Origin of the sequence: Terrimonas sp., assembly GCF_003075435.1 — a bacterium.
Lineage (GTDB): Bacteria > Bacteroidota > Bacteroidia > Chitinophagales > Chitinophagaceae > Agriterribacter.
In genome coordinates this window covers 355,962-376,603 of record NZ_QCZJ01000001.1, presented here as the reverse complement: position 1 = coordinate 376,603, position 20,642 = coordinate 355,962, and the positions used below count along the sequence as shown (strand labels likewise).

Genomic DNA, 20,642 nt, shown 5'->3' with positions numbered 1-20,642 from the left:
TTATTCAGTTGTTTGTTTAACAGGAAGGTTTATTTTCTTCCAAAGTCGGCGGGATTTTCTCCCCAGGCTTTCGTTTCCCATTTCAGTATTTCATTGTCATAGGTGTTTTCATTCAGCCATTTAACTGCTCTGTCAATAAGTTCAAACAGTTTCTTATTTTTATCACTTCTCTTATGATTGGTTCTTGCCTCTTTGTTCTTTACCCAGCCAATGGCATTTCTGCTGTCTGAGTAAATTGGAAGTTTCAGGCTATTTTGCTTACAATAGGCTAAAGCATGAACAATTGCTAAAAATTCAACAATATTGTTTGTTCCGTCTTCAAATGGTCCTCCTTTAAACAAAATTTTGCCGGTTTCTGTGTGAATACCCTGGTATTCTGCAACTCCTGTTGTCGTGTCCCAGGCTCCATCAACTGAAATACTTTCTTTGACCGGGCTTCCCAGTAAAGCAAGCTGTTCGGGAGTTAATTCTGATTCAAAAAAATCTTTCCCGATAAATTCCCTGCTCGAACTTTTAAAAGCTTGTTCTGCCAGTTCTCTTGTTTTAAAGGATTTATAAACAGCTTTAGGGTAACCGGATACTTGCGCGCTGCACTCTTCCCATGTTTCAAAGACGCCAGTCTGTCGTCCGACCCAAACTACATAATATTTTGTTTTTGCCATTCCCGGTGTTTGGCGTTTTCTGTTGCGAGATATCTTATACCGGCAGATTTACGTTTATTAACAGTTAGCCAACGGTTAGTCGAATTTAGTACAAAAATTTATCAGTACTGTAGACATCCTGGGATGTTTTTCAGGGGCAGTATTACATATTCCCAATGAACGATAATAAATCCTACCGTACCTGTTATAACATCTACCTTTATCTGAACCTGGTTAAAAGTACTTTTGCTGCAAAAGAATAACAGGTGAATGCACAAAACAATATCTCCCGTAAAAATTTTATCAAAAATTCAGCTTTAGCCATGGCAGGATTAACCATAACACCGTGCATACCGGGTTTAAAAGCTGCTACGGGTAATACACCCGCAGCAGGTAAAAATAAATTAAGCCTCAAAAATGTTCGCCTGGAAACCGGCTTTGTATACGAGGACGGTGAAGTAACGGCAACCACCACTGGGTTGTTTTATATTGAGATAGAGAACGGCAACATTGCAGCCATATCTCCCAACCAGCCCAACGCCAATGCCATTGATGCAAAAGGTTACCTGATGCTGCCTTCTTTTAAGGACATGCATATCCACATGGATAAAACCTTTTACGGCGATAGCTGGCGGGCAACGCGGAAAAGAACAGGCGGCGTAAAGGGAATGATCGCGCTGGAGCAAAAGATACTCCCTGAAATGCTGAAAAATTCCACGTTCAAAGCGGAAAAAATGATGGAGCTGCTGCAATCAAAAGGCACGGGCTTTGCACGTAGTCATGTGAATATAGAGCCTGTCTCTAAGCTGGAATCATTAGCGCACCTTCAGCAAGCCCTGGAAAACAGGAAAGACAGCTTTGGCGCGGAACTCGTGGCTTTTCCGCAACACGGTGTATTCTATACCAACTCCGCTCCTTACATGAAGGAAGCAGCCAAAATGAATATTGATTTCATTGGAGGACTGGATCCTTACACTATTGATGGCGCTATTGAAAGAACGATTGACTTTACCGTTCAACTGGCGCTGGATCATAATAAGGGCATTGACATTCACCTGCACGAAACAGGCGAATCAGGATTGAAAACGGTGGAATATTTAATAGACAAGGTAAATGAAAACCCGGTGCTGAAAGGAAAGACCTACATCAGTCATTGCTTTGTGCTGGGAAAATTAGACAACGCCAGGCAGGAAGAGATCGCTGAAAAGCTGGGTGCTGCACAAATAGGCATCAACTCCACCATTCCATTCGGCGGACTGATCATGCCCATTCCCACATTGTATAAACACAAAGTGAAAGTAATGACCGGTAACGACAGCATTGTAGATCACTGGAATACTTTCGGCACAGGCAGTGTGCTGCACAAAGCCAACCTGGCGGCGCAACTATATGGCTATTCTACCGAGTTCGGTTTGTCGAGAAGCCTGGGGCTGGCAACAGCCGGTGTGCTGCCGTTGAATGATAAAGGCAACCGCCAATGGCCTAAGGCAGGTTACAAAGCCAACCTGGTACTTTTGAATGCCAGTTGCTCTGCCGAAGCGGTGTCGAGGGTTTCGCAGGTGGAGTCGCTGATCTATGAGGGGAAGGTGGTATTTTAAATTAAATATTCCGGCTATGCAGCTATTGCTATTGTTATTTTCATTCGTCATTTTTAATGCATGTCAGCCGACTATTATTGAACCTTCAACTTATACAATGCATAAGCAACAAAATATTATTGAGGCTGTAAAGAAGAATGATATGGAGGCTGTGAAGAAGCTGTTGAGCGGCGGTGCGGATGTGAATACAAGAGATAAAAGCGGGCGGTCATTATTGCTGATCGCTACTATACAGCAGCAGGCGGAGATGGCAAAGCTATTGGTAACACACGGAGCTGATGTGAACCTGCAGGCTGATAACCTTGACAGTCCGTTCCTTTATGCAGGCGCCAGCGGGCAAACCGCTTTGGTAAAGCTGTTTTTAGCGAACGGCGCACGCTTTGATCGGTTCAACCGCTACAACGGCACGGCATTGATCCCTGCCTGCGAGCGGGGGCATGTGGAAACCGTTACAATACTGGCTAATACAAAAGGTTTTCCCATTGATCATGTGAACCGCCTCGGCTGGACGGCATTGTTAGAGGCTGTTATTTTGGGCAACGGAAGTGAAAGCTACCGGCAGATCGTACAGATACTGAAAGATGCCGGCGCCAACCTTACCATTGCGGATAAAGATGGCGTCACGCCTTTACAACATGCACGGTCGAGGGGCTTTAAGGAGATCGCCGAAATACTGGAAAGATAGAGGCGCAGGAATAAGCGCCGGGTATTGGTTCGGAATGTCCTATTTTTAAGCAACAAGTTTTGAAGCTGTATGAAGCATCCGCCCGGTCACTTCCCGGTTTTAAGCATCAGCGGGTTCAGCGAAGGCCAGTCCACGCGCTGTAATGTTTTATTTCATGAGCTGAGGGGAGCGCATTCGATTGATGATCCGCATAAGCATGATTTTTTTGTGATCATGCTGTTTGAGCGTGGCAGCGGCACACATACGATAGATTTTATACCTCACAGGATCAAAAGCCACCAGGTTCACCTGCTTTTTCCCGGCCAGGTGCACCAGTGGAAAATGACGCAGCAAACCATCGGCTACCAACTGATGATCAGCCGCGAATGGTTTGAGTGGTTCCGCCCTTCTCTGCGGTTCTCTGCATCCTATTACCAGAGCCATCCTGTAATGAATATTTCAGAAGCGCATTATCAATTGCTGCTGTATGAATTCAGGGCGATCCAAAAAGAATTGAGCGGAACAAACACTGCCTGGGAGCTTGTGCAAACCCGTTGCCAGTTGATCTGCTTGCTGATCAGCAAGATCGTGGAAAGCGCTTCCGGAGATTTTGAGGGATATCATTCCAACCCTGTTATAACAAAATATATAGCCCTGGTTGACCAGCATTTTAAGCAGGAGCATTCGGTAGCATTTTATGCCGGTAAGCTGCATATCTCTGCCAATTATCTCAATATTGTTTGCAGGAAAAACCTGCATGCGGCCGCTTCCTCGCTTATCTACGACCGCATTTTACTGGAGGCAAAGCGGCTGTTGAAGGTTTCGGAAATGTCGGTAAAGGATATAGTGTATGCGCTGGGGTTTTACGATCACGCTAATTTTTCAAAGTTCTTCAGATTGCAAACCGGCATGACGCCAACACAGTTTAAGGATTTGTAACATCACAACAGCGTATACGATCAGGCAAATGCAGCGCCGGGAATTATCTCTGTCGGCTGGCGAAATATTATAGTGAAAGAGTATGATCCTGCCGCGCAGGACGCCGGAATTTGTGGCATAGAAAAAACAGGTGAGGCCGTTAAACAGCAACCTCTGATATGCACTTTGTCATCAATATGCCTGATAAACAAAAACAGGAGCCCTTGGAAACTCCTGTTTATACAGTCATAGTGTAAAAATCTATTGCGCGGGTGTTAACACCTCGTCTATTACATGAACGATCCCGTTTGACGCCGGCACGGAAGCAACGATATTTGCCTTTCCGTTGATCAGCGGCTTGCCGTTTACTATTTTGATCGTTATATTTTTTCCATCCACCATACCAAGGCTTTGGCCGTCCTGCAGTTGTCCGGCTTTAAGCACGCCCACGTACACATGATGCTGCAAAACATCAATTAAAGCGTCTTTCTTTCCGGGTTTCAGCAAGTCTTCCACTGTGCCTGCCGGGAGCTTGTCAAAAGCAGCGTTGGTGGGAGCAAACACTGTAAAAGGGCCTGCATTGCTCAGCGAAGTCACCAGGTCGGCAGCTTTTACTGCTTTCACCAAAGTACTGTGGTCTGCACTGCCAATGGCGACCTGCACTACATTTGGCTGAGAGATGTTATCTACCACGCCTGCCTGCGAGTGCGTTTCAACAGCTGTTCCCGGAGATGCTTCAGTATGGGTGTTGGCGCCGGAGTTGCAGGCAATCAGTGTGCCTGCGCCAAAAAAAATAAAAAGTAGTTTTTTCATGCTCGAAGAGTTTCCTGTAAGTTATCAGAAGCTTATCCTATACCTTATGAGGTTTGTCATGCAGACAGCTGATTTTACCCCTTGCAGGTTGTGTAGTAGTGGTAGAAGCAGGAACTGGGCTATTATTCCGGACAGTTCAGGTTGGTTATCGCGTAAGCAGTACAACGCCGTTTTGGCGTTGATTTACTCCATCTGTATCTGCAAGATTGATCATCCAGGTATAGGAACCTGCTGGCGTTGGCTTGCCTTTTATTGTTCCATACCAGCCTTTCTTAATATCAGTTGCCTAATCTATTCTTTTGTTTAACCAGGTGTAATATATGCTTGTCATCAGCATTTTCCGGATTTTCTCCTCTGTCCGGGTGCTGATAAATATCATGTATTTTGCGGCATGTAGATATCTTATTTACCGCAAATGCTACAAACGGTAACCTATATTACCGCTGTATGTGATATTAACGATCTTGTTGCCAGGGCATGCTTACCAAAGGCCCGCAAGGCGTAAGAAGCACCAGCTACCTGATGGCAGGGGATAGTTATGTATAAGTAGTAAAACCCTTTTTTGCGGCTTTGCCTTTTGTGAACTTTCACGAAATATCATTGCTTGGTCCGGAAATTTCCGGCATTTTAAAATCTTGGTAAAAACCAACAACCATAAATGTATTGCCCCGCATTTTTGCAGTGAAATAATAATACAATATGGAACAGGTAAACAAACAGGCATTACTTAACAAACTTTATCAGCGGGTTGAAAATCATCTTCACCATGCAATACATGCTTTTCAAAATATGAGCGAACAGGCATTGCTTGCAGCATCTGCAACCTGCGGCTGGAGTATTGCACAGTGTCTTCAGCATTTAAATGAATACGGTGATTATTATTTGCCCGCAATAGAGAAAGCAATCAAGAATAATTCCGATACCACTAAAACCAACTTTAAAAGCTCATGGTTTGGCGCATATTTTACTAAAATGATGGAGCCGGAAACAGGAAAGAAAAAAATGAAAGCTTTTAAAAAATATGATCCGCCACCACAATTGAATGCTTATGCAGTTGTAGCGGAATTTATACAGCAGCAGGAGCAATTGCTCACACTTTTGTCAAAAGCAGCTTCTGCTGATCTTGATAAAAGAATACCTATATCATTAACAGCATTGATCCGTTTAAAGCTGGGAGATGTTTTTCAATTTGTGATTGCGCACGATGAAAGACATGTGCAGCAGGCACTGCGGAATTGTATAGAATAACTTTTATTGATGTAAAGAGTATTTGTTCGCAGTTTTATGAGTTGAATTTTATATCTTCATACTAACTTACTAAGAGAATAATATAGCTTCACGCATAAGAATTGATATATGCCCCGGTTACAATGTTTCCTGTAAACACCCATCCAATGTCTTGATCATTTAGCCGTAGTTTTTTCAGTGACTACATTGTTTACTAATCTTTAATTATTTTGTTATGAGAATTATTTCTACAAAAAAATTAATTGGAGGTGTATTAGCGGTATTTTTATTGATTATACAGGGTGATAGGGAGAAGAAATATACAGATACTTATAAAGTCAACAATAGCGCAAACACATATTTCAGCAAAAAAGCGGGAATTACCGGTGCGGATATTGATAAAAAAATGCTTGCCGCTATTGAAGCGAAAGAACACAATATCCGCTTTGATCCCGTAAACAAAACTTACCGTAGCCCCAACCGCAGGCATAATATCAGGAGTAGTTTTCGACCGGGAAGCTGGTCGCTGCAAAATCGTATTCAACAAAATAATCCCGGCTTTAAGCTGAAGTTTATTACAGAGGGTATTTATGCTGACGGAAATTGCATTGCCAGGCCCGGGCAGAAGGTTTCTGTTGTTACCGATAATAATAAGGTTGATTTTGAACATGAAAAGTTTACAGAACAGTATATCAACAATGACGAAGGTGTGCGTCAGAATTTTATAATAAAATCCGCTCCCAAAAATACAGGAACAATTGCTGTGCGGTTGCAATATTCAGGTATGACGGCTACCGAAATAGCTGAAAATGCCATTTCCTTTCATAACGCTAACAGCACACTTACCTATACTGATATACGTGTATGGGATGCAACGGGGAAAAATGTTACTGCGAAAATGAAATTGAACGGAAATGAAATTAATTTAATAGCTGAAGTGAAGAATGCTATATTTCCGGTAACCATCGATCCTGTTATTTCAAATCTAAAATTGCCTGACGCGATATTATCTGGTACTGCTTCTTATCCACACATTGGATATGACGTAGCAGGAGCAGGTGATATTAACGGAGACGGCTATGGTGATGTGCTTGCCGGTTCGGATGGTGGAATGGTACTTGTTTATTACGGTGGGGCAGAAGGTATTACAAGTTTTAATACAGATACATTAACAGATGAAAATTCCTCTTTGGGGTTTTATGTTGCTGCAGCAGGAGATATTGATGCAGATGGTTACAGCGATTTTGTTGTGGGGATTGCATTTCAGGATAAGGCGGTAGTATTCTATGGTTCTGCCTCAGGCGTAAATGTAAGCAAGGTTGATACGCTTGTGGGGGCCGTTAATTCCGGTATAGGTCATTTTAAGGCAATAAGCGGAGATATAAATGGAGATGGATACAGTGACATTGTTACCGGTGCTTTTTTTTATCCTGATGGTAACGGCACTAACGGCGCGGCTTTTATATATTATGGCGCCGCTTCGGGAATTAATACATCGCCCAGCTCCGCTGTTGAGCTCAAATTGAATGATCCTGAGTTAGCGTACAGTACTATTTTAGCGGAAGCAGGAGATATAAACAACGATGGTTATGATGATTTCATGATTGGCATTCCCGGCTTGAATAAAGATCAACCAGAAGAAGGCATTGCCCTGCTTTTTTACGGAGCCGCGTCAGGCATTATAGCCGCGCCAGATACGATTGAAGGTAACCAGGAAGGAGCCCGGTTAGGCGCAGGTATGGCAGGTGGATGTGATCTGAATGGTGATGGTTTTAGCGATATTATTATCGGTGCACCCGGTTATGATAACGGAGCAGTTGATGAAGGAATAGCGTTGGTTTATTATGGCGCGGCCTCAGGCCTGGATCAATCAACAGCAGATACACTGCAAAATAATAAACCCGGTGAGAACTTTGGTACTTATGTTGTTTGTAATAAAAGAGCAACTAACTCGGCATATGTGAGTATATCGGCCGGGAGCCCGGGCAATACCGGATCGCTCCTTACCATTGCTACGGTATATTCAGGTACCACAACGGGTATTAATAAAAGCAATGCAGATACTATAAAATTGCATAGCATCTATGCTACAAACGATAGATATCCAATTGCTTTTTCAGAAAAGACCAATGAAGATAACCTGACGGACCTGGTGCTGGGTTCTATATATGGAAACATACATGGTTATGCAGGAGCCATATTCGTATATTATGGAGAATTAAGTTCCGGAGGCACATTACCTGCATTGCATGCAGGCAACCAGGCCGATGCCTTGTATGGAGCAGGGATATCCGGCGCAGGAGATGTTAATGGCGATGGGTATTCAGATTTGATTGTTGGCGCTCCGGGTTATGATAATGGTGAAGCAGATGAGGGCGCTGCCTTTTTATATTATGGTTCATCAACCGGTATTGGTTCAGATCCTGTAATGCTGGAGGCTGACCAGGCAAATGCGCATTTCGGAACCGCTGTTTCCGGTGCAGGAGATTTGAATGATGATGGATATGCTGATATTATTATAGCTGCTCCTCATTATGATAATGGGCAAACAGACGAAGGTGTTGTATTTGTATATATGGGATCTTCAACGGGCATTAGTACCACCCCTGCAGCGTTGCTTGAAAGCAATCAGGCTAACACTTTATTCGGCAACAGCATATCAAGGGCAGGAGATGTTAACGGGGATGGATTTAGTGATATATTGATTGGTGCACCTTTATATGATAACGGGCAAACTGATGAAGGCGTTGTATTTGTTTATACCGGTTCATCCGCAGGCATAAATAACACACCGGCAATTATTTTAGAAAGAGACCAAGGAAACGCTCAATTTGGAGCAAGCGTAGCTGCCGCCGCTGATATAAATGCAGATGGATATAGCGATATTGTAATTGGCGCGCCTTTTTATGATAACGGCGAAACGGATGAAGGCGCGGCCTTTATTTACCAGGGCAGCGCTGTTGGCCTGAGCAATACCGTTGTTGCTGTTATAGAAAGCAACCAGGCTAATGCGCAAATGGGAATATCTGTTTCCGGAGCAGGTGATGTAAATGGTGATGGGTATAGCGATGTTATTATTGCCGCTCCATATTTTGATAATGGAGAAACAGATGAAGGTGTTGTTTGGGTTTACCATGGCTCAGCTACAGGAATCGTTACGCCTTATGCAATATTGTTGGAGGGCAATCAAATTAATGCACAGTTTGGTTATAGTGTTGCAGGCGCAGGGGATAACAATGCAGACGGCTACAGTGATATTGTGATAGGCGCTCCTTATTTTGATAAAGAGGAAACGGATGAAGGCGCTGCTTTTGTATATTATGGCGCTGCATCAGGCATTAATAATGCGCCGGTTGCGATACTTGGAAGTGACCAGGCAGGTGCTCATTATGGTACCTGGGTAAATTCGTCGGGCGATATTAATGGTGATGGTTACAGTGATGTTGTTATAGGTGTGCCGCAATATGAAAACGGGGAGACCAATGAAGGCGCAATATTTTTCTATAATGGCAGTGGAAGCACAACAGGAACAACTGCTGCCTATACATTCAATATTGCAGGAACCCGCATTTCCGGTGCAGGTGATTTAAATGGCGATGGTTTTGATGATCTGATCGTAGGAGTACCAAATGGTGGTATGTATATTTACTATGGTTCGCAAAACGGCATCAGCAATACGCCTGATGTTACACTGTTGTCAGGGTGGGGTGGGGCTACCGCAGGAGATGTTAACGGCGATGGCTATGGTGATATGGTGGTGAATATAATAATAACCCAAACCCCACAGGAGCAGATAAGCGGGGTTGTTATTTTTTATGGTTCAGCTATAGGAATCAATATTAATAATACAGATACGTTAGAAGGATATAATGATGTCAACTTAGCACCTTATCCCAGCATGTTTGGGTACGTAAATGTTGCAGGTGATGTTAACGGCGATGGTTTCAGTGATCTTTTTATTGCGGCTCCCGGTGTTTTTAGCGGGACTGGTATTATACATGTTTATTATGGCTCGGCAACAGGAATAATAAAAACACCCGGAACGCTTTTGTATGGAGCAAGTGTTAAAACCTATTTTGGTGATAATCTTATTATGCCCGGTGATATAAATGGCGATGGCTATTGTGATGTGGCTGTAGGAGATTCGGATGCCAGTACCAATGGTTTTCAAAATGGAGCATTTATGGTATATTACGGCTCTTCGGCCGGCTTTATTCCAAATGGTGAGGGTTTTACAAACCCTGGTGATATTGTTTCGGGGGTGTTTGAAGAAGAGCATTTTGGAACTATCTCTCCTGCCGGAGATGTGAATGGTGACGGATTTGCTGATATCAAAGTTTACCAGGTTGGCGGTGGATGGTTCATATATCCTGGGTCTGCCGCAGGGATAAGCCGATCTCCGGTATATTATCCGACAGTAACGGCTGGCGGTATTGCTGATGTTGATGGGGATGGCTATGCAGATACTTATATTAATGGAACGGCAATAGGTGATATAAATGGCGATGGATTTACGGACATTGCTTTGAATGCAGCGGATAAAGCAGAAGTTTATTGGGGAAACAAGAGCGCTGGTATCCGTAAAACCATACAATTATTTAATACTTCAACAACTATACCTATTCAGCAGGTAAATATTACGCAACCTGATTTTGCCATAGGGTTATTTGCCAAAAATCCACAGGGCAGAACAAAGGGTAAACTGGTTTGGGAAACAAGAGCGCAGGGGCAACCCTTCAGCAGCGGTTCACCCATTACCAACAGCACACAGTTTACAGCAGAGCAGATGGTGTTTTCAGACCTTGGCGCTTCAGGTATTTTGCTTACGGACAATGTTAATAAAACAGCGTTTCAAACAAAAGTACGGGCACGTGTAAAATATGATCCTGTTACATCGCTGAACGGGCAGGTATACAGCCGCTGGGTATATCCGCCAGGCTTTTTTGGTGCTATGAGCATGAATGCTGCGGCACTGCCGGTTGATTTAATTGATTTTACAGCAACACCTGTTGACAATAAGCGGGTAAGGCTATTTTGGGAAACTGCTTCTGAAATCAATAATAGCTACTTCTCAGTTGAAAGATCAGCAGATGCAGCGCGTTGGCATGAAATAAACAAAGTAAACGGAGCTGGCAACGCTTCAACAAATATAGCCTACGAAGTATGGGACGAACAACCGTACAAAGGAATTTCTTATTACCGTTTAAAGCAGGTGGATAAGGATGGGAAATTCAGTTATTCGGAAATAAGAAAAGTAAATATTGCAGATCATAAGTCGAAGCTTCGTGTTTATCCCAATCCGGCAAATAGTATATTGTCCGTTGAAGGTAGCAGGGCGGAACTCACCCGACTGCAATTATATAATGTTGAAGGCAAAAATATAACTCCATCGATAAAAATAAGAAGGGTAGATGATACGATACTATCGCTGGATATAAGCAGGTTAACACCGGGCATATACTATTTGCAAACAACAACTGAAACAAGGAAAATTATCCGGCAATAGATCAAGGAAAATAAGAACAGAAAGTGGAAATTTTATTTAAACACATTCAGGTACTTTCTCGCAAACTTATTGTATAAATAAATAAGCGGGTAAATTACGGCAAGTGTTAAAACAGTAATCACTAAACAATAGAATACGTTTGTTCTTATTATCTCGCTGTCTAAAGAAAGCATTTTGCTAACCGCATAAATCAATGCACGATATGTTTGCTCCTGGAATGCTAAAATCACAATAGAATTTTTTCCAAGAAACGCTAACAGTCTGTTTGACCTTATAAATATTGAAATAATTAAATAAACGGCTATACCACACAAAGCCAATGGAATATAAGGTAATGTAGTGTTTTCTATATTGCTGGAATATTTGCCCATGCATAATAATTGAACACCCAAACAACCAATAAGCAAAAATATTTTAGCGGTTAGCCCACTCCTTGTACTCAATTGCTGTACATGCCCTTTTGAAAAAAAACCAATACCATAAAATGTTACAGCAAATAGCGCAGTATGTATACCCCATGGCAAAATATTTAAATTGTTTGCACGAATTAAGGTTGCCAGTACAAAGCAAATAAGCAGGAGCCCTGCTACACCCCAGCTATCTTTACATTTCGATATTCCCCAAAACATTAATTCAACAGAAAATAAGCAAGGCAAAAACCATAAAGCACCATTAAAATTTAAATGAAAGCCCTCATATGTGCCATATATCAGCCCCAATAGTTGGTGCGGAATACTGAATTCACCTCCCCGAAAATGTCGTTCAATAAATACAAAATATAAGAATGTGATAAGAAAGAACAAAATATAGGGCAGCACAATTGTATTGATTTTATGTTTTACAAAACTTCTGAAACCAGCATATTTATCTCTGTTAAATAACATCCCCGAAATCCAAAAAAAAAGCGGCATATGGAAATCCCATATATATTCCCGCATAACAGCAATATGTGTTATATGTCCAAAAACGACAAATGAAATACCTATTCCTTTTAAAATATCAATATAACCTATGCGCTGCTTTATCGCTTCCATATTTATTATTTTCCAGATCGGTTAACCGATTATATGTGAATATCAACGTTATTTACTTTTATGCAAACTAATGTACCATTAACTGATGTAATATGTGCCCCTATTTTGGCATTTTACTAAATTGATGCTGATTTATTGAGGTACACCTGCTTTATATAATACAGTTATCGTGTCTGTTGTAATGCTATATGCTTCTGCAGCGCCTGCTATAGCAGCTTCGCCCTGTTTTACATGCAGGGTTTGATTGCTTGAGGTGATGGTTGCTTCGCCTTCCGTTACTAAAATGATTTCTATTGAAAAAGCAGTATGCGTATATTTTTCATCCTTGCCCAATTCAATTTTGCTTACTATAAAATCCGGTACAGGGCAATAATAAACAGTTTCGGCTCCTCTTTTTTCTCCATCCATTATGTTAGCAACCACACCTTCAAATAAAGTGTGTTTCAATAATTCAGGCACATCAATATGTTTGGGGGTGAGTCCGCCGCGCAGCACATTATCAGAATTTGACATCAGCTCTATATTCTGTCCTTCCAGGTAAGCATGAGGCACACCTGCCCCCTGGAATATTGCCTGACCCGGATGCAGTTGCAGAATATTAAAAAAATAGATGGAGAAAATTCCACGATCCATATTGGTATACCGATCATCACTGTCAGGTAATGTTTTGCAGGCCCAATATGCCGGCTCTGCTTTTGATAATTGATTGGTTTTATAAACGGCTTCCGATCTTTTGAGTAAAGGCGCCAGCATATTATCTACTTCGGACTGTGGCAATTCCATCACATATTTATACAAACCGAAATAGCCTTCTTTATCAAAGATGGATAATAAAGCGTTGAACTCCGGAACTTCGCTCAGGGTTTGCCGCAATGCGTTTTTTTCTTTGAAGCCATGCAGCAGCCAGAATTCACTTAACGCAACCATTACTTCAGGCTTATGGTTATCATCTTTATAATTGCGGTGGGCTGCGGTAACCGGGATGCCTGCTTCATTTTCTCTTGCATATCCTTTTTCTGCTTCTTCTTTGGTAGGATGCACCTGTATGGAAAGCATATCTTTTACATCCAGCACTTTAAACAAATAAGGTAAACCGCCAAATGTTTTTGCTACTGTATCCCCCAGCCATTTGGTTTTATCCTCATCTATAAGTTTGTTCAACGGTGTGGAATGATCTTTATCCCATTCCACCAGCGACGGGCTGCTTGTATGCGCTCCCATCCAGTATTCGGCAAATGGTTTGTATTCGCTGTTTTCTACTCCCAGTAATTGCGGTAAAAAAGTATAGCCGCCCCATGCATAATGCTGAACTTTTCCTTTTAGTTTGAACATCTGGCTTTGTTGTTTAAATATCTTTTGTGTATCAAGAATGAAGGTATAATAATAATTGTAGGTTGGAAATTTAAAAAATCCGGGATGTCCGGCAAATTATCCTGAACCAGGTAGAAACTAATTTTTTTGACAATTTCAGAAATATATTCAATAGCATAGATATGCTATCTCATCTAACTGGTTTCCGTTAATTTAGTGGAATGTTCCTGAGATTGTTTACGCTCCTGGCTGTACTGGTTTCTTTTTGTCGTTCCGGCTATTCACAACATTATATTTTTAACCGCCTTTCAATGAGCGATGGATTGTTATCTAATAATGTGAGGGCGGTGTGGCAGGATAAAACAGGTTATTTATGGCTTGGAACCGAAAACGGGCTACAGCGTTATGACGGCAACCGTTTCAGAACCATAATAAATGAACGTACAGAGCAGATTTTTTCAGACCTCGCTAACAGGGTTTGGATAAGGATGGGAAAACGTGTTGGAATTCTCAACACTACAACATTTGTTTTTACTCCTGTTGCTTATGAAAACAGTGAAGCAATACATAATAGTTCCACGATATGGTTGCGGAAAGATGCGTCAGGGAATGTTTGCCTGCAGCTTACAGGAAAAAATTACCAGTATTTTGACGAGGAAACAAGCAGCTTTTCCACCAGGCATAATCCTTTTAAAATCCCCGGTCATTTAAAAATACTTGATGTTGCGGAAGACCTGGCAAAAGGCAGATACTGGATTGTAAGCTCCAAAGGTTTGGGCTATTGGGATAAAGCCACAAAAAATTATTATACCGCATCTAATAAGGTTCAGAACGAACCTCTGTTAGCGGAGAAAAAAACACTTCAGCGCATTTCAGATTTTTTTATAGATAATAAAAACGTTTACTGGCTGCTCGAAAACAATAACAGTATTTCCCGGTTTCTTTTTTATAACAGCCTTACCAATATATTTGAGCCAGATACAGCTTTCCTGAATCATGCTGAGAACAACAGCTATTTTGAAATATATGGGCTGAAAAATATTAACGATTCCACTACGGCTGTATATGGGTTAAATTATTTTCGCATAAGGAGTGGACTGAATTTTTATAACCTGAAATCTCATATCAGTAATCCTTATGGTATTCAATTTAACTCCGTGTCTGATGTATTACAGGATGAGGAGGGAATTATCTGGGCAGCTACAGATAACGGGCTTTATTATACCAGCAATATTTTAAAAAATCTCCACATTGTTTTCAGCCAGGAGCAAAACAGGAGCGTTGTAAGCGGCCTGGCGCAGGATCATAATGATAATTTATGGATCGCTACCTGGGGCAGGGGGATATTTTTGTTAAACAACAATTATTCGGATCCTGATACAAGACCTGTAAATGAAATAAATGACCTGGGTGATTTTGCGAAAATGGCCTGGACGCTTTGTGAAGATAACCAGGGTAATATGTGGATAGGTTTTCATGAAGGAAAGTTACTCAGCTATAATCTTCAAAGTAAAAAAACTGTCTTATACCAGCCTCCTGTTTTCAAAAATAACGCCGTCAGGCAGATTACAAGAGATAGCAGGGGCTTACTCTGGATCGGGCTTAATGATGGAAATATATTTACGCTTAATCCTTCGGCTCAGCTGCCGAAGGACAGGGCTCTTACACAAATATGTGCTTTAAGTGGAGCCATTAGCCGGATGGTACTGATCAATAACCGGTATATATGGGTAGCTGTTAATGGTAAAGGAATAGATATAATAGATACTGACAGTAAAAAGATTATTCATTCAATAGATGTGCAAAAAACCGGGGGCGGCTTTATTACGAGGGTTAAAGATATACTCAGGGCAAATGATTCGCTTTGCATTATTGCGGGAGAAAAATTGGCAACCGTGAATAGTAAAACCTTTGAGGTTAATATTGATGTAAACAATATATCTCCTCCGGGAACAATATACACTTTACAAAAAGACGCCGACAATTATTATTGGCTGGGAGGCTCAAACGGAATTTGCAAACTGAACCTGGATACCAGAACGCTTACAAAATATTCACAACAGGATGGATTGCTTACAATCCACAATAACAGCTATATACCCGAAAGAAGCATAATGCTCCGCTCCGGCAGGATGGTGTTTGGAGGTAACCAGCACCTGGTAGTATTTGATCCGGCAGATTATAATACATCTGTTCAGCCTCCCGATGTAACTATAACAGGCTTTCAATTGAATAACAGGTACCTGCCCCCGGATTCACTGGATAAGCTAAAAGAAATTTCCATATTGTATGAGCACAGGGCTTTTGCTGTTGAATTTGCAGCACTGGCTTTCAGGCAAAGAGGAAAGCTGGTGTATGAATATAAGCTTGAAGGCCTAGATAAAGCATGGAGCACGCAAAGTACGCCCGCACCTGTTAAGTATAATGTATTGCCCCACGGCAGGTATCGTTTTCTTGTACGCGCAAAAAATGAAGCAGGACAATATTCGCAGCATATTACTTCATTGCATCTTTTTATTGCTCCTCCTTTTTGGAAAACAACCTGGTTTTATATGCTGCTTGTAACAGTTTTTGCCTCCCTGCTTTTTTATCTCCATCGCCTCCGGCTGCAAAAGCTATTACATGTAGAAAGAGTACGCAGCCGCCTTGCCCGGGATCTGCACGATGATATGGGGTCTACACTAAGTACCATTAATATTCTCAGCAATATGGCGCTGCAGCAAAAGCCTTTAGATGAAACCAGGAACCGGGAATATATGAGCACCATCAACACCAGCACTTCTCAAATGATGGAAGCAATGGACGATATTGTATGGAGCATTAATCCTGCTAATGACAGTATTGCTAAAATTATTGCAAGAATGAAAGAAACCGCCGGTGCAGTGTTGGAGCCTAGGCAGATTGAATATCGTTTTGACGTAAACTCTTCTGTGCCCGAGCTTCGTTTATCAATGGAAGCAAGGCGTGAAATATTCCTTGTATTTAAAGAAGCACTGAATAATATTATAAAGTATGCGGATTGTACCGGCGTTGTATTTACACTCACAAAAAAAGGATCGGATTTTATATTGGTTATTGAAGATAATGGTAAGGGTTTCAGAACGCCGGCAGATATATCTGTTGTAAGGGGCAACGGGCTGAAAAATATGCAAAAGCGCGCAACAAATATAAAAGGGCAACTATTTGTTAAATCTGAACCCGGAAAAGGCACCACTATACAATTATCTATGCCCATCGCATAAATATGCGTTGTATTGAAGTAACCGGTAACTGATATTTGCAATATCAACTTAAAACAAAATGACTAATAAACAAATACGGGTTTTATTGTATGATGATGCTGACCAGTTCAGGGAAGCCATCACACTTTTATTAGATCAGGCGGAAGGATTTGAAGTGGTGGGAAATTTCAATAATTGTGAAACCGCGGTAGCGGATATTGAAATGTTGAAGCCGGATGTGATACTGATGGATATTGATATGCCGGGGGCTACGGGCATGGATGGTGTACGGATGATCCGTCAAAAAAATCTCACGGTAAAGATCATAATGCTTACTGTTTTCGACAATAATAAAAACATTTATGATGCCATCCGCCTTGGGGCAAATGGTTATGTGCTGAAGAAAAGTACACCGGATGCTATTATCAATGCTATAAAAGATGTAAATGATGGTGGCGCTCCCATGAATTCATCTATCGCAACACAGGTATTGCAAATGTTTGCCGGCATGTCACCCGGCACTCAAAACTATGGTCTTTCAGAAAAAGAAAAGCAGGTGTTGAAATCACTGGTAGATGGCAATAGCTATAAAATGGTAGCCTCATCACTCAATATTTCTATTGATACCGTTCGCTCTCACATACGAAGCATTTATGAAAAACTACAGGTAAATTCTAAAAGCGCCGCAGTGGCCAAGGCGTTAAAAGACCGCATCCTTTAACTGGTTTTATATATGATTTTTTAAACGGCAAATGTTGTAATGGCATTGCTATGCATAAACCATAATAACAATAATACAATCATGAAAAAGAATACTTTTTTTAACGTGCTTATTTTTTTAACTGTTGCATTTATATCCTGCAAAAAAGTTCCTGTTAATATTCCTGACCCTGTTAAACCTGTGCCGGCAGATACAAGTACCCGGAGAGATTTTAAGATTGTTTTTGAAAACCTGGATAACAGCCAGGTGGGGCAGGATAGCCTGATAGCTGTATTGACTATTGAAAATGCACAAACACCTGCAGGAGATACCAATATTTCCATACCTGTTGTTTCCAATCAGCAATACCGCACCGGCACACTTACGCTTGCAAAAGGAAATTATACAATCAAAAAACTCATCCTTAAAAACAGTGCCGGTATAGTGAGATTTGCAACCCCTGTTGCAGGGTCTGCTAAGGCGTTATCGGTTAATAAGCCACTGCATATTGCTTTTACATTAGACGATAAAGCAGAAAAAGCCATTCCTGCAGAAATTATTACAGTAAGCAATACAGATACTCCTGAAAGTTTTGGATACCCTGCAGGCTGTTTCGGTAATCGTAACCCGGAAACGGAAATGGATAAGCTTATCTATATCCGCCCCATTATTAAAGTTGGTGATATTATATATGATAGCATTCCTGTTCAACTGATCGTGAAAAGCTGGGATGTAAAAAATGAAATGACCTATAATATTCATTACCTCGCGGCAGGTACACAAGGTGTTTATCTTTCCGCAAAAGGACAAAAGCATCAGCTCTCTGTATCCAAATGGGGTGCTTATGATGAAATAATCCTGTATAAAAATGAAATACACGAAAACGCAGTATATGATATAGGAGGTGAAGTAGCCGCGCAAAAACTGAAAACTGTATACGAGCTTAAAATTGTGGGTAATACAAGCACCGCATTAACAAAAACGGATTATAGTTATCAGCCGGATGGAGCAGTTATACAAAGACAGGTGATGGCGAAACGTGCAGATATGTCTAACTATATAGCCCAGAAAGACCTGTATGAATATACCAATGGCAAAATCACCACTATCCGCAGCTATGATGAAAACAATGCATTGTTTAAAACAACCACTGTGCAATATGACAATACCGGGGGAAGGGTTATTGCTATGGCTGAGGCAGGAAGCGCGGTAAATATAAACGCTGTAGTAAATTATACACTGCTTGATACGAGGGTGGGCATCAGCCAGGATTACCGGATAGATATACAATACAATTACAGTGATGGGCGCCCGGCTTCTTATTTCAGTAAAACCATGTATGGAGGACGTGTTTTAACTGATGTGAGGGCAAACAGCAATGGAAGCAGGGAGGAAGGTATATACAGTCATGACTCCGGGATAAATCCTTATGCACACCTCGCTATTCCTGATATGGAGCTTACCCAATATACAAAACACAACCTGGAGGTTCAGTGGAAAACATGGTACGGTGGTTATCCTGAAAATGAAGCGTATGCCATCAGTTATGTGTACGGGGAAGGCGGATATCCTAAAGAAGTGACAACAAAATATCGTTCATATAATACCAAAGCCGACACCTACAGCATTCGTAAAGTGTTTGTTTATTAAAATCATATTCCTGTTTTTATTTACCATTAAATATTTTAAATGAAGTTTTTTGTAGAAAGAGTATGCATAAGTATGCTTATAGTTTTCTTCCTGCCCGCATTATTTGTTTCCTGCAAAAAAGAAAAAAAACAGGCAGATGATGCCCCTCTTGTAATAACTCCACTGGTACGTCCCAGCGGCATATCAACCGGAGTAGCTGTTACAAAAATTATAGGCACTTCAGGAGGCACTATCCGTTCTGCCGATGGAAGTTTGCTTATTGTTATTCCCGCAGGAGCGCTGGATATCAATACAACGATAACTGTAGAACCGATAACAAATACTAATATAGCTGGTATAGGCAGTGCATTCAGACTTACACCTCATGGAAAAATATTTTCAAAACCTGTTACCATTACCTGGGCATGGGCTGCTCATGCTGATAGCATTGGCTTATTGCAAACATTAGGACTTGCATACCAAATGGATGACGGTGTATGGAAATTTACAGGTGCCGATAGCTTTGATGCTAATAACAAAACCGTAAGCTTTAGTACAACACATTTTAGCGACTGGTCATTGATGAACCGTATTTCCCTTACGCCTTATAAGGCTTCTATAGATGTGGGCGATAAGCAAACCATAAATGCCCTGGTATTCACGGAGGTTGATATGGACAACCTGTTGGTGCCCCTGGTTAATGATCCTGACGGTCCTTATAATGATTCTGGCTATCCTGTAGGTACACCTGCTCCATTGCCTTACAGGTTTATAAAATCATGGAAATTAACCGGTGCCGGAAGTATCGCTGAGATATCAAAGCATGCTGTAAGATATCAGTCACCTGCTTCAGTAAACGGAACTACATCAGCAACGGTTACGCTGCAACTGAATGCACCTGTACCCGGCACATTTTTACTGGTAAGCAATATTACTATTATGGGAGATGGCTGGATAGAGCTGAGCATTGACGGAGGTTCTCCGGTACGTTTTCCTGCTTCACCTGTTGTAAAAATGGGAACTCAATACATACTGTCCAATCCGGAGGATGAAGGCGGAGGACATTTCCTGCTTACCTGGGATGGAGGGTTGGGGAGCCATGCTTTTGATCTTGATGCTGGTGGAACACGGTTTCACTTTTTAACCGGCATTAATGAAGGATACAACAGTATGTATATACCCGGGGCAAACATGCCTCCGCAGGCCAGTGAAGGCAATGTAAATATTACAAAACTAAGTGCCGGAAAAGCAGAGGGAGCTTTTAACATCAGCAATGTAGGTGTTGGCGATAAGTTCAAACCTGAAGCTACCGCGCAGGGAAAGTTCAGCGCAAGATTATTTATACCATAATTCAACCTCAGATAGCATACAATTAAAGAG

General features: G+C 41.5%; 13 protein-coding genes. 9 read left to right on the top strand and 4 right to left on the bottom strand.

What is annotated here, in order from left to right; all coding sequences use genetic code 11:
- Positions 1-29 precede the first annotated feature (29 nt).
- Positions 30-662 (bottom strand): ribonuclease H1 domain-containing protein, encoded by a 633-nt coding sequence (locus DC498_RS01465; RefSeq protein WP_116872337.1) that lies wholly within the window; start codon positions 660-662, stop codon positions 30-32.
- A 302-nt stretch (positions 663-964) separates the two neighbouring features.
- Between DC498_RS01465 and DC498_RS01460 the strand changes: the two genes are divergently transcribed.
- From DC498_RS01460 to DC498_RS01450, 3 genes are all read left to right on the top strand, one after another.
- Complete coding sequence (locus DC498_RS01460) at positions 965-2,239, top strand: amidohydrolase (protein WP_206197498.1); 1,275 nt, start codon at positions 965-967, stop codon at positions 2,237-2,239.
- Between the two features lie 97 nt (positions 2,240-2,336).
- Positions 2,337-2,924 carry an ankyrin repeat domain-containing protein gene (locus DC498_RS01455; protein WP_206197497.1) on the top strand — a complete coding sequence of 196 codons (588 nt, stop codon included), beginning with the start codon at positions 2,337-2,339 and terminating at the stop codon, positions 2,922-2,924.
- A gap of 69 nt (positions 2,925-2,993) precedes the next feature.
- The gene (locus DC498_RS01450) at positions 2,994-3,842 is read left to right on the top strand and encodes an AraC family transcriptional regulator (RefSeq protein WP_116872335.1); all 849 of its coding nucleotides are present in this window, start codon (positions 2,994-2,996) and stop codon (positions 3,840-3,842) included.
- A gap of 240 nt (positions 3,843-4,082) precedes the next feature.
- Here DC498_RS01450 and DC498_RS01445 read toward each other — a convergent pair whose 3' ends face one another.
- The gene (locus DC498_RS01445) at positions 4,083-4,634 is read right to left on the bottom strand and encodes a fasciclin domain-containing protein (RefSeq protein WP_116872334.1); all 552 of its coding nucleotides are present in this window, start codon (positions 4,632-4,634) and stop codon (positions 4,083-4,085) included.
- 699 nt (positions 4,635-5,333) lie between these two features.
- On the opposite strand from DC498_RS01445, the gene DC498_RS01440 reads away from it, so the two are divergent.
- Both DC498_RS01440 and DC498_RS01435 read left to right on the top strand, forming a co-directional pair.
- Entirely contained in the window at positions 5,334-5,882 is a 549-nt protein-coding gene (locus DC498_RS01440) for a DinB family protein (protein ID WP_116872333.1), read from the top strand.
- Between the two features lie 214 nt (positions 5,883-6,096).
- On the top strand, positions 6,097-11,367 hold the full coding sequence (locus DC498_RS01435; RefSeq protein ID WP_116872332.1) for an FG-GAP-like repeat-containing protein: 5,271 nt from the start codon (positions 6,097-6,099) through the stop codon (positions 11,365-11,367).
- 32 nt (positions 11,368-11,399) lie between these two features.
- Here the strand turns inward: DC498_RS01435 and DC498_RS01430 are convergent, their stop codons facing one another.
- Positions 11,400-12,401 carry an acyltransferase family protein gene (locus DC498_RS01430; RefSeq protein WP_116872331.1) on the bottom strand — a complete coding sequence of 334 codons (1,002 nt, stop codon included), beginning with the start codon at positions 12,399-12,401 and terminating at the stop codon, positions 11,400-11,402.
- 132 nt (positions 12,402-12,533) lie between these two features.
- Positions 12,534-13,733, bottom strand: a complete 1,200-nt coding sequence (gene manA, locus DC498_RS01425) for a mannose-6-phosphate isomerase, class I (protein WP_116872330.1) — start codon at positions 13,731-13,733, stop codon at positions 12,534-12,536.
- A gap of 200 nt (positions 13,734-13,933) precedes the next feature.
- On the opposite strand from manA, the gene DC498_RS01420 reads away from it, so the two are divergent.
- The 4 genes from DC498_RS01420 to DC498_RS01405 all read left to right on the top strand — a co-directional run bounded on the left by DC498_RS01420 (position 13,934) and on the right by DC498_RS01405 (position 20,612).
- Positions 13,934-16,954, top strand: coding sequence for a ligand-binding sensor domain-containing protein (locus DC498_RS01420; protein ID WP_116872329.1), 3,021 nt, complete (start codon positions 13,934-13,936; stop codon positions 16,952-16,954).
- A gap of 58 nt (positions 16,955-17,012) precedes the next feature.
- Complete coding sequence (locus DC498_RS01415; RefSeq protein ID WP_116872328.1) at positions 17,013-17,654, top strand: response regulator transcription factor; 642 nt, start codon at positions 17,013-17,015, stop codon at positions 17,652-17,654.
- A gap of 81 nt (positions 17,655-17,735) precedes the next feature.
- The gene (locus DC498_RS01410; protein WP_133176728.1) at positions 17,736-19,283 is read left to right on the top strand and encodes a hypothetical protein; all 1,548 of its coding nucleotides are present in this window, start codon (positions 17,736-17,738) and stop codon (positions 19,281-19,283) included.
- Positions 19,284-19,322: 39 nt separating this feature from the next.
- The gene (locus tag DC498_RS01405) at positions 19,323-20,612 is read left to right on the top strand and encodes a hypothetical protein (protein WP_116872326.1); all 1,290 of its coding nucleotides are present in this window, start codon (positions 19,323-19,325) and stop codon (positions 20,610-20,612) included.
- Positions 20,613-20,642 lie beyond the last annotated feature (30 nt).

Bases quoted from the DNA above. Each gene is read 5' to 3' on its own strand.
- DC498_RS01465 (WP_116872337.1), bottom strand. From the start codon at position 662: ATGGCAAAAACAAAATATTATGTAGTTTGGGTCGGACGACAGACTGGC.
- DC498_RS01460 (WP_206197498.1), top strand. From the start codon at position 965: ATGGCAGGATTAACCATAACACCGTGCATACCGGGTTTAAAAGCTGCT.
- DC498_RS01455 (WP_206197497.1), top strand. From the start codon at position 2,337: ATGCATAAGCAACAAAATATTATTGAGGCTGTAAAGAAGAATGATATG.
- DC498_RS01450 (WP_116872335.1), top strand. From the start codon at position 2,994: ATGAAGCATCCGCCCGGTCACTTCCCGGTTTTAAGCATCAGCGGGTTC.
- DC498_RS01445 (WP_116872334.1), bottom strand. From the start codon at position 4,634: ATGAAAAAACTACTTTTTATTTTTTTTGGCGCAGGCACACTGATTGCC.
- DC498_RS01440 (WP_116872333.1), top strand. From the start codon at position 5,334: ATGGAACAGGTAAACAAACAGGCATTACTTAACAAACTTTATCAGCGG.
- DC498_RS01435 (WP_116872332.1), top strand. From the start codon at position 6,097: ATGAGAATTATTTCTACAAAAAAATTAATTGGAGGTGTATTAGCGGTA.
- DC498_RS01430 (WP_116872331.1), bottom strand. From the start codon at position 12,401: ATGGAAGCGATAAAGCAGCGCATAGGTTATATTGATATTTTAAAAGGA.
- manA (WP_116872330.1), bottom strand. From the start codon at position 13,733: ATGTTCAAACTAAAAGGAAAAGTTCAGCATTATGCATGGGGCGGCTAT.
- DC498_RS01420 (WP_116872329.1), top strand. From the start codon at position 13,934: ATGTTCCTGAGATTGTTTACGCTCCTGGCTGTACTGGTTTCTTTTTGT.
- DC498_RS01415 (WP_116872328.1), top strand. From the start codon at position 17,013: ATGACTAATAAACAAATACGGGTTTTATTGTATGATGATGCTGACCAG.
- DC498_RS01410 (WP_133176728.1), top strand. From the start codon at position 17,736: ATGAAAAAGAATACTTTTTTTAACGTGCTTATTTTTTTAACTGTTGCA.
- DC498_RS01405 (WP_116872326.1), top strand. From the start codon at position 19,323: ATGAAGTTTTTTGTAGAAAGAGTATGCATAAGTATGCTTATAGTTTTC.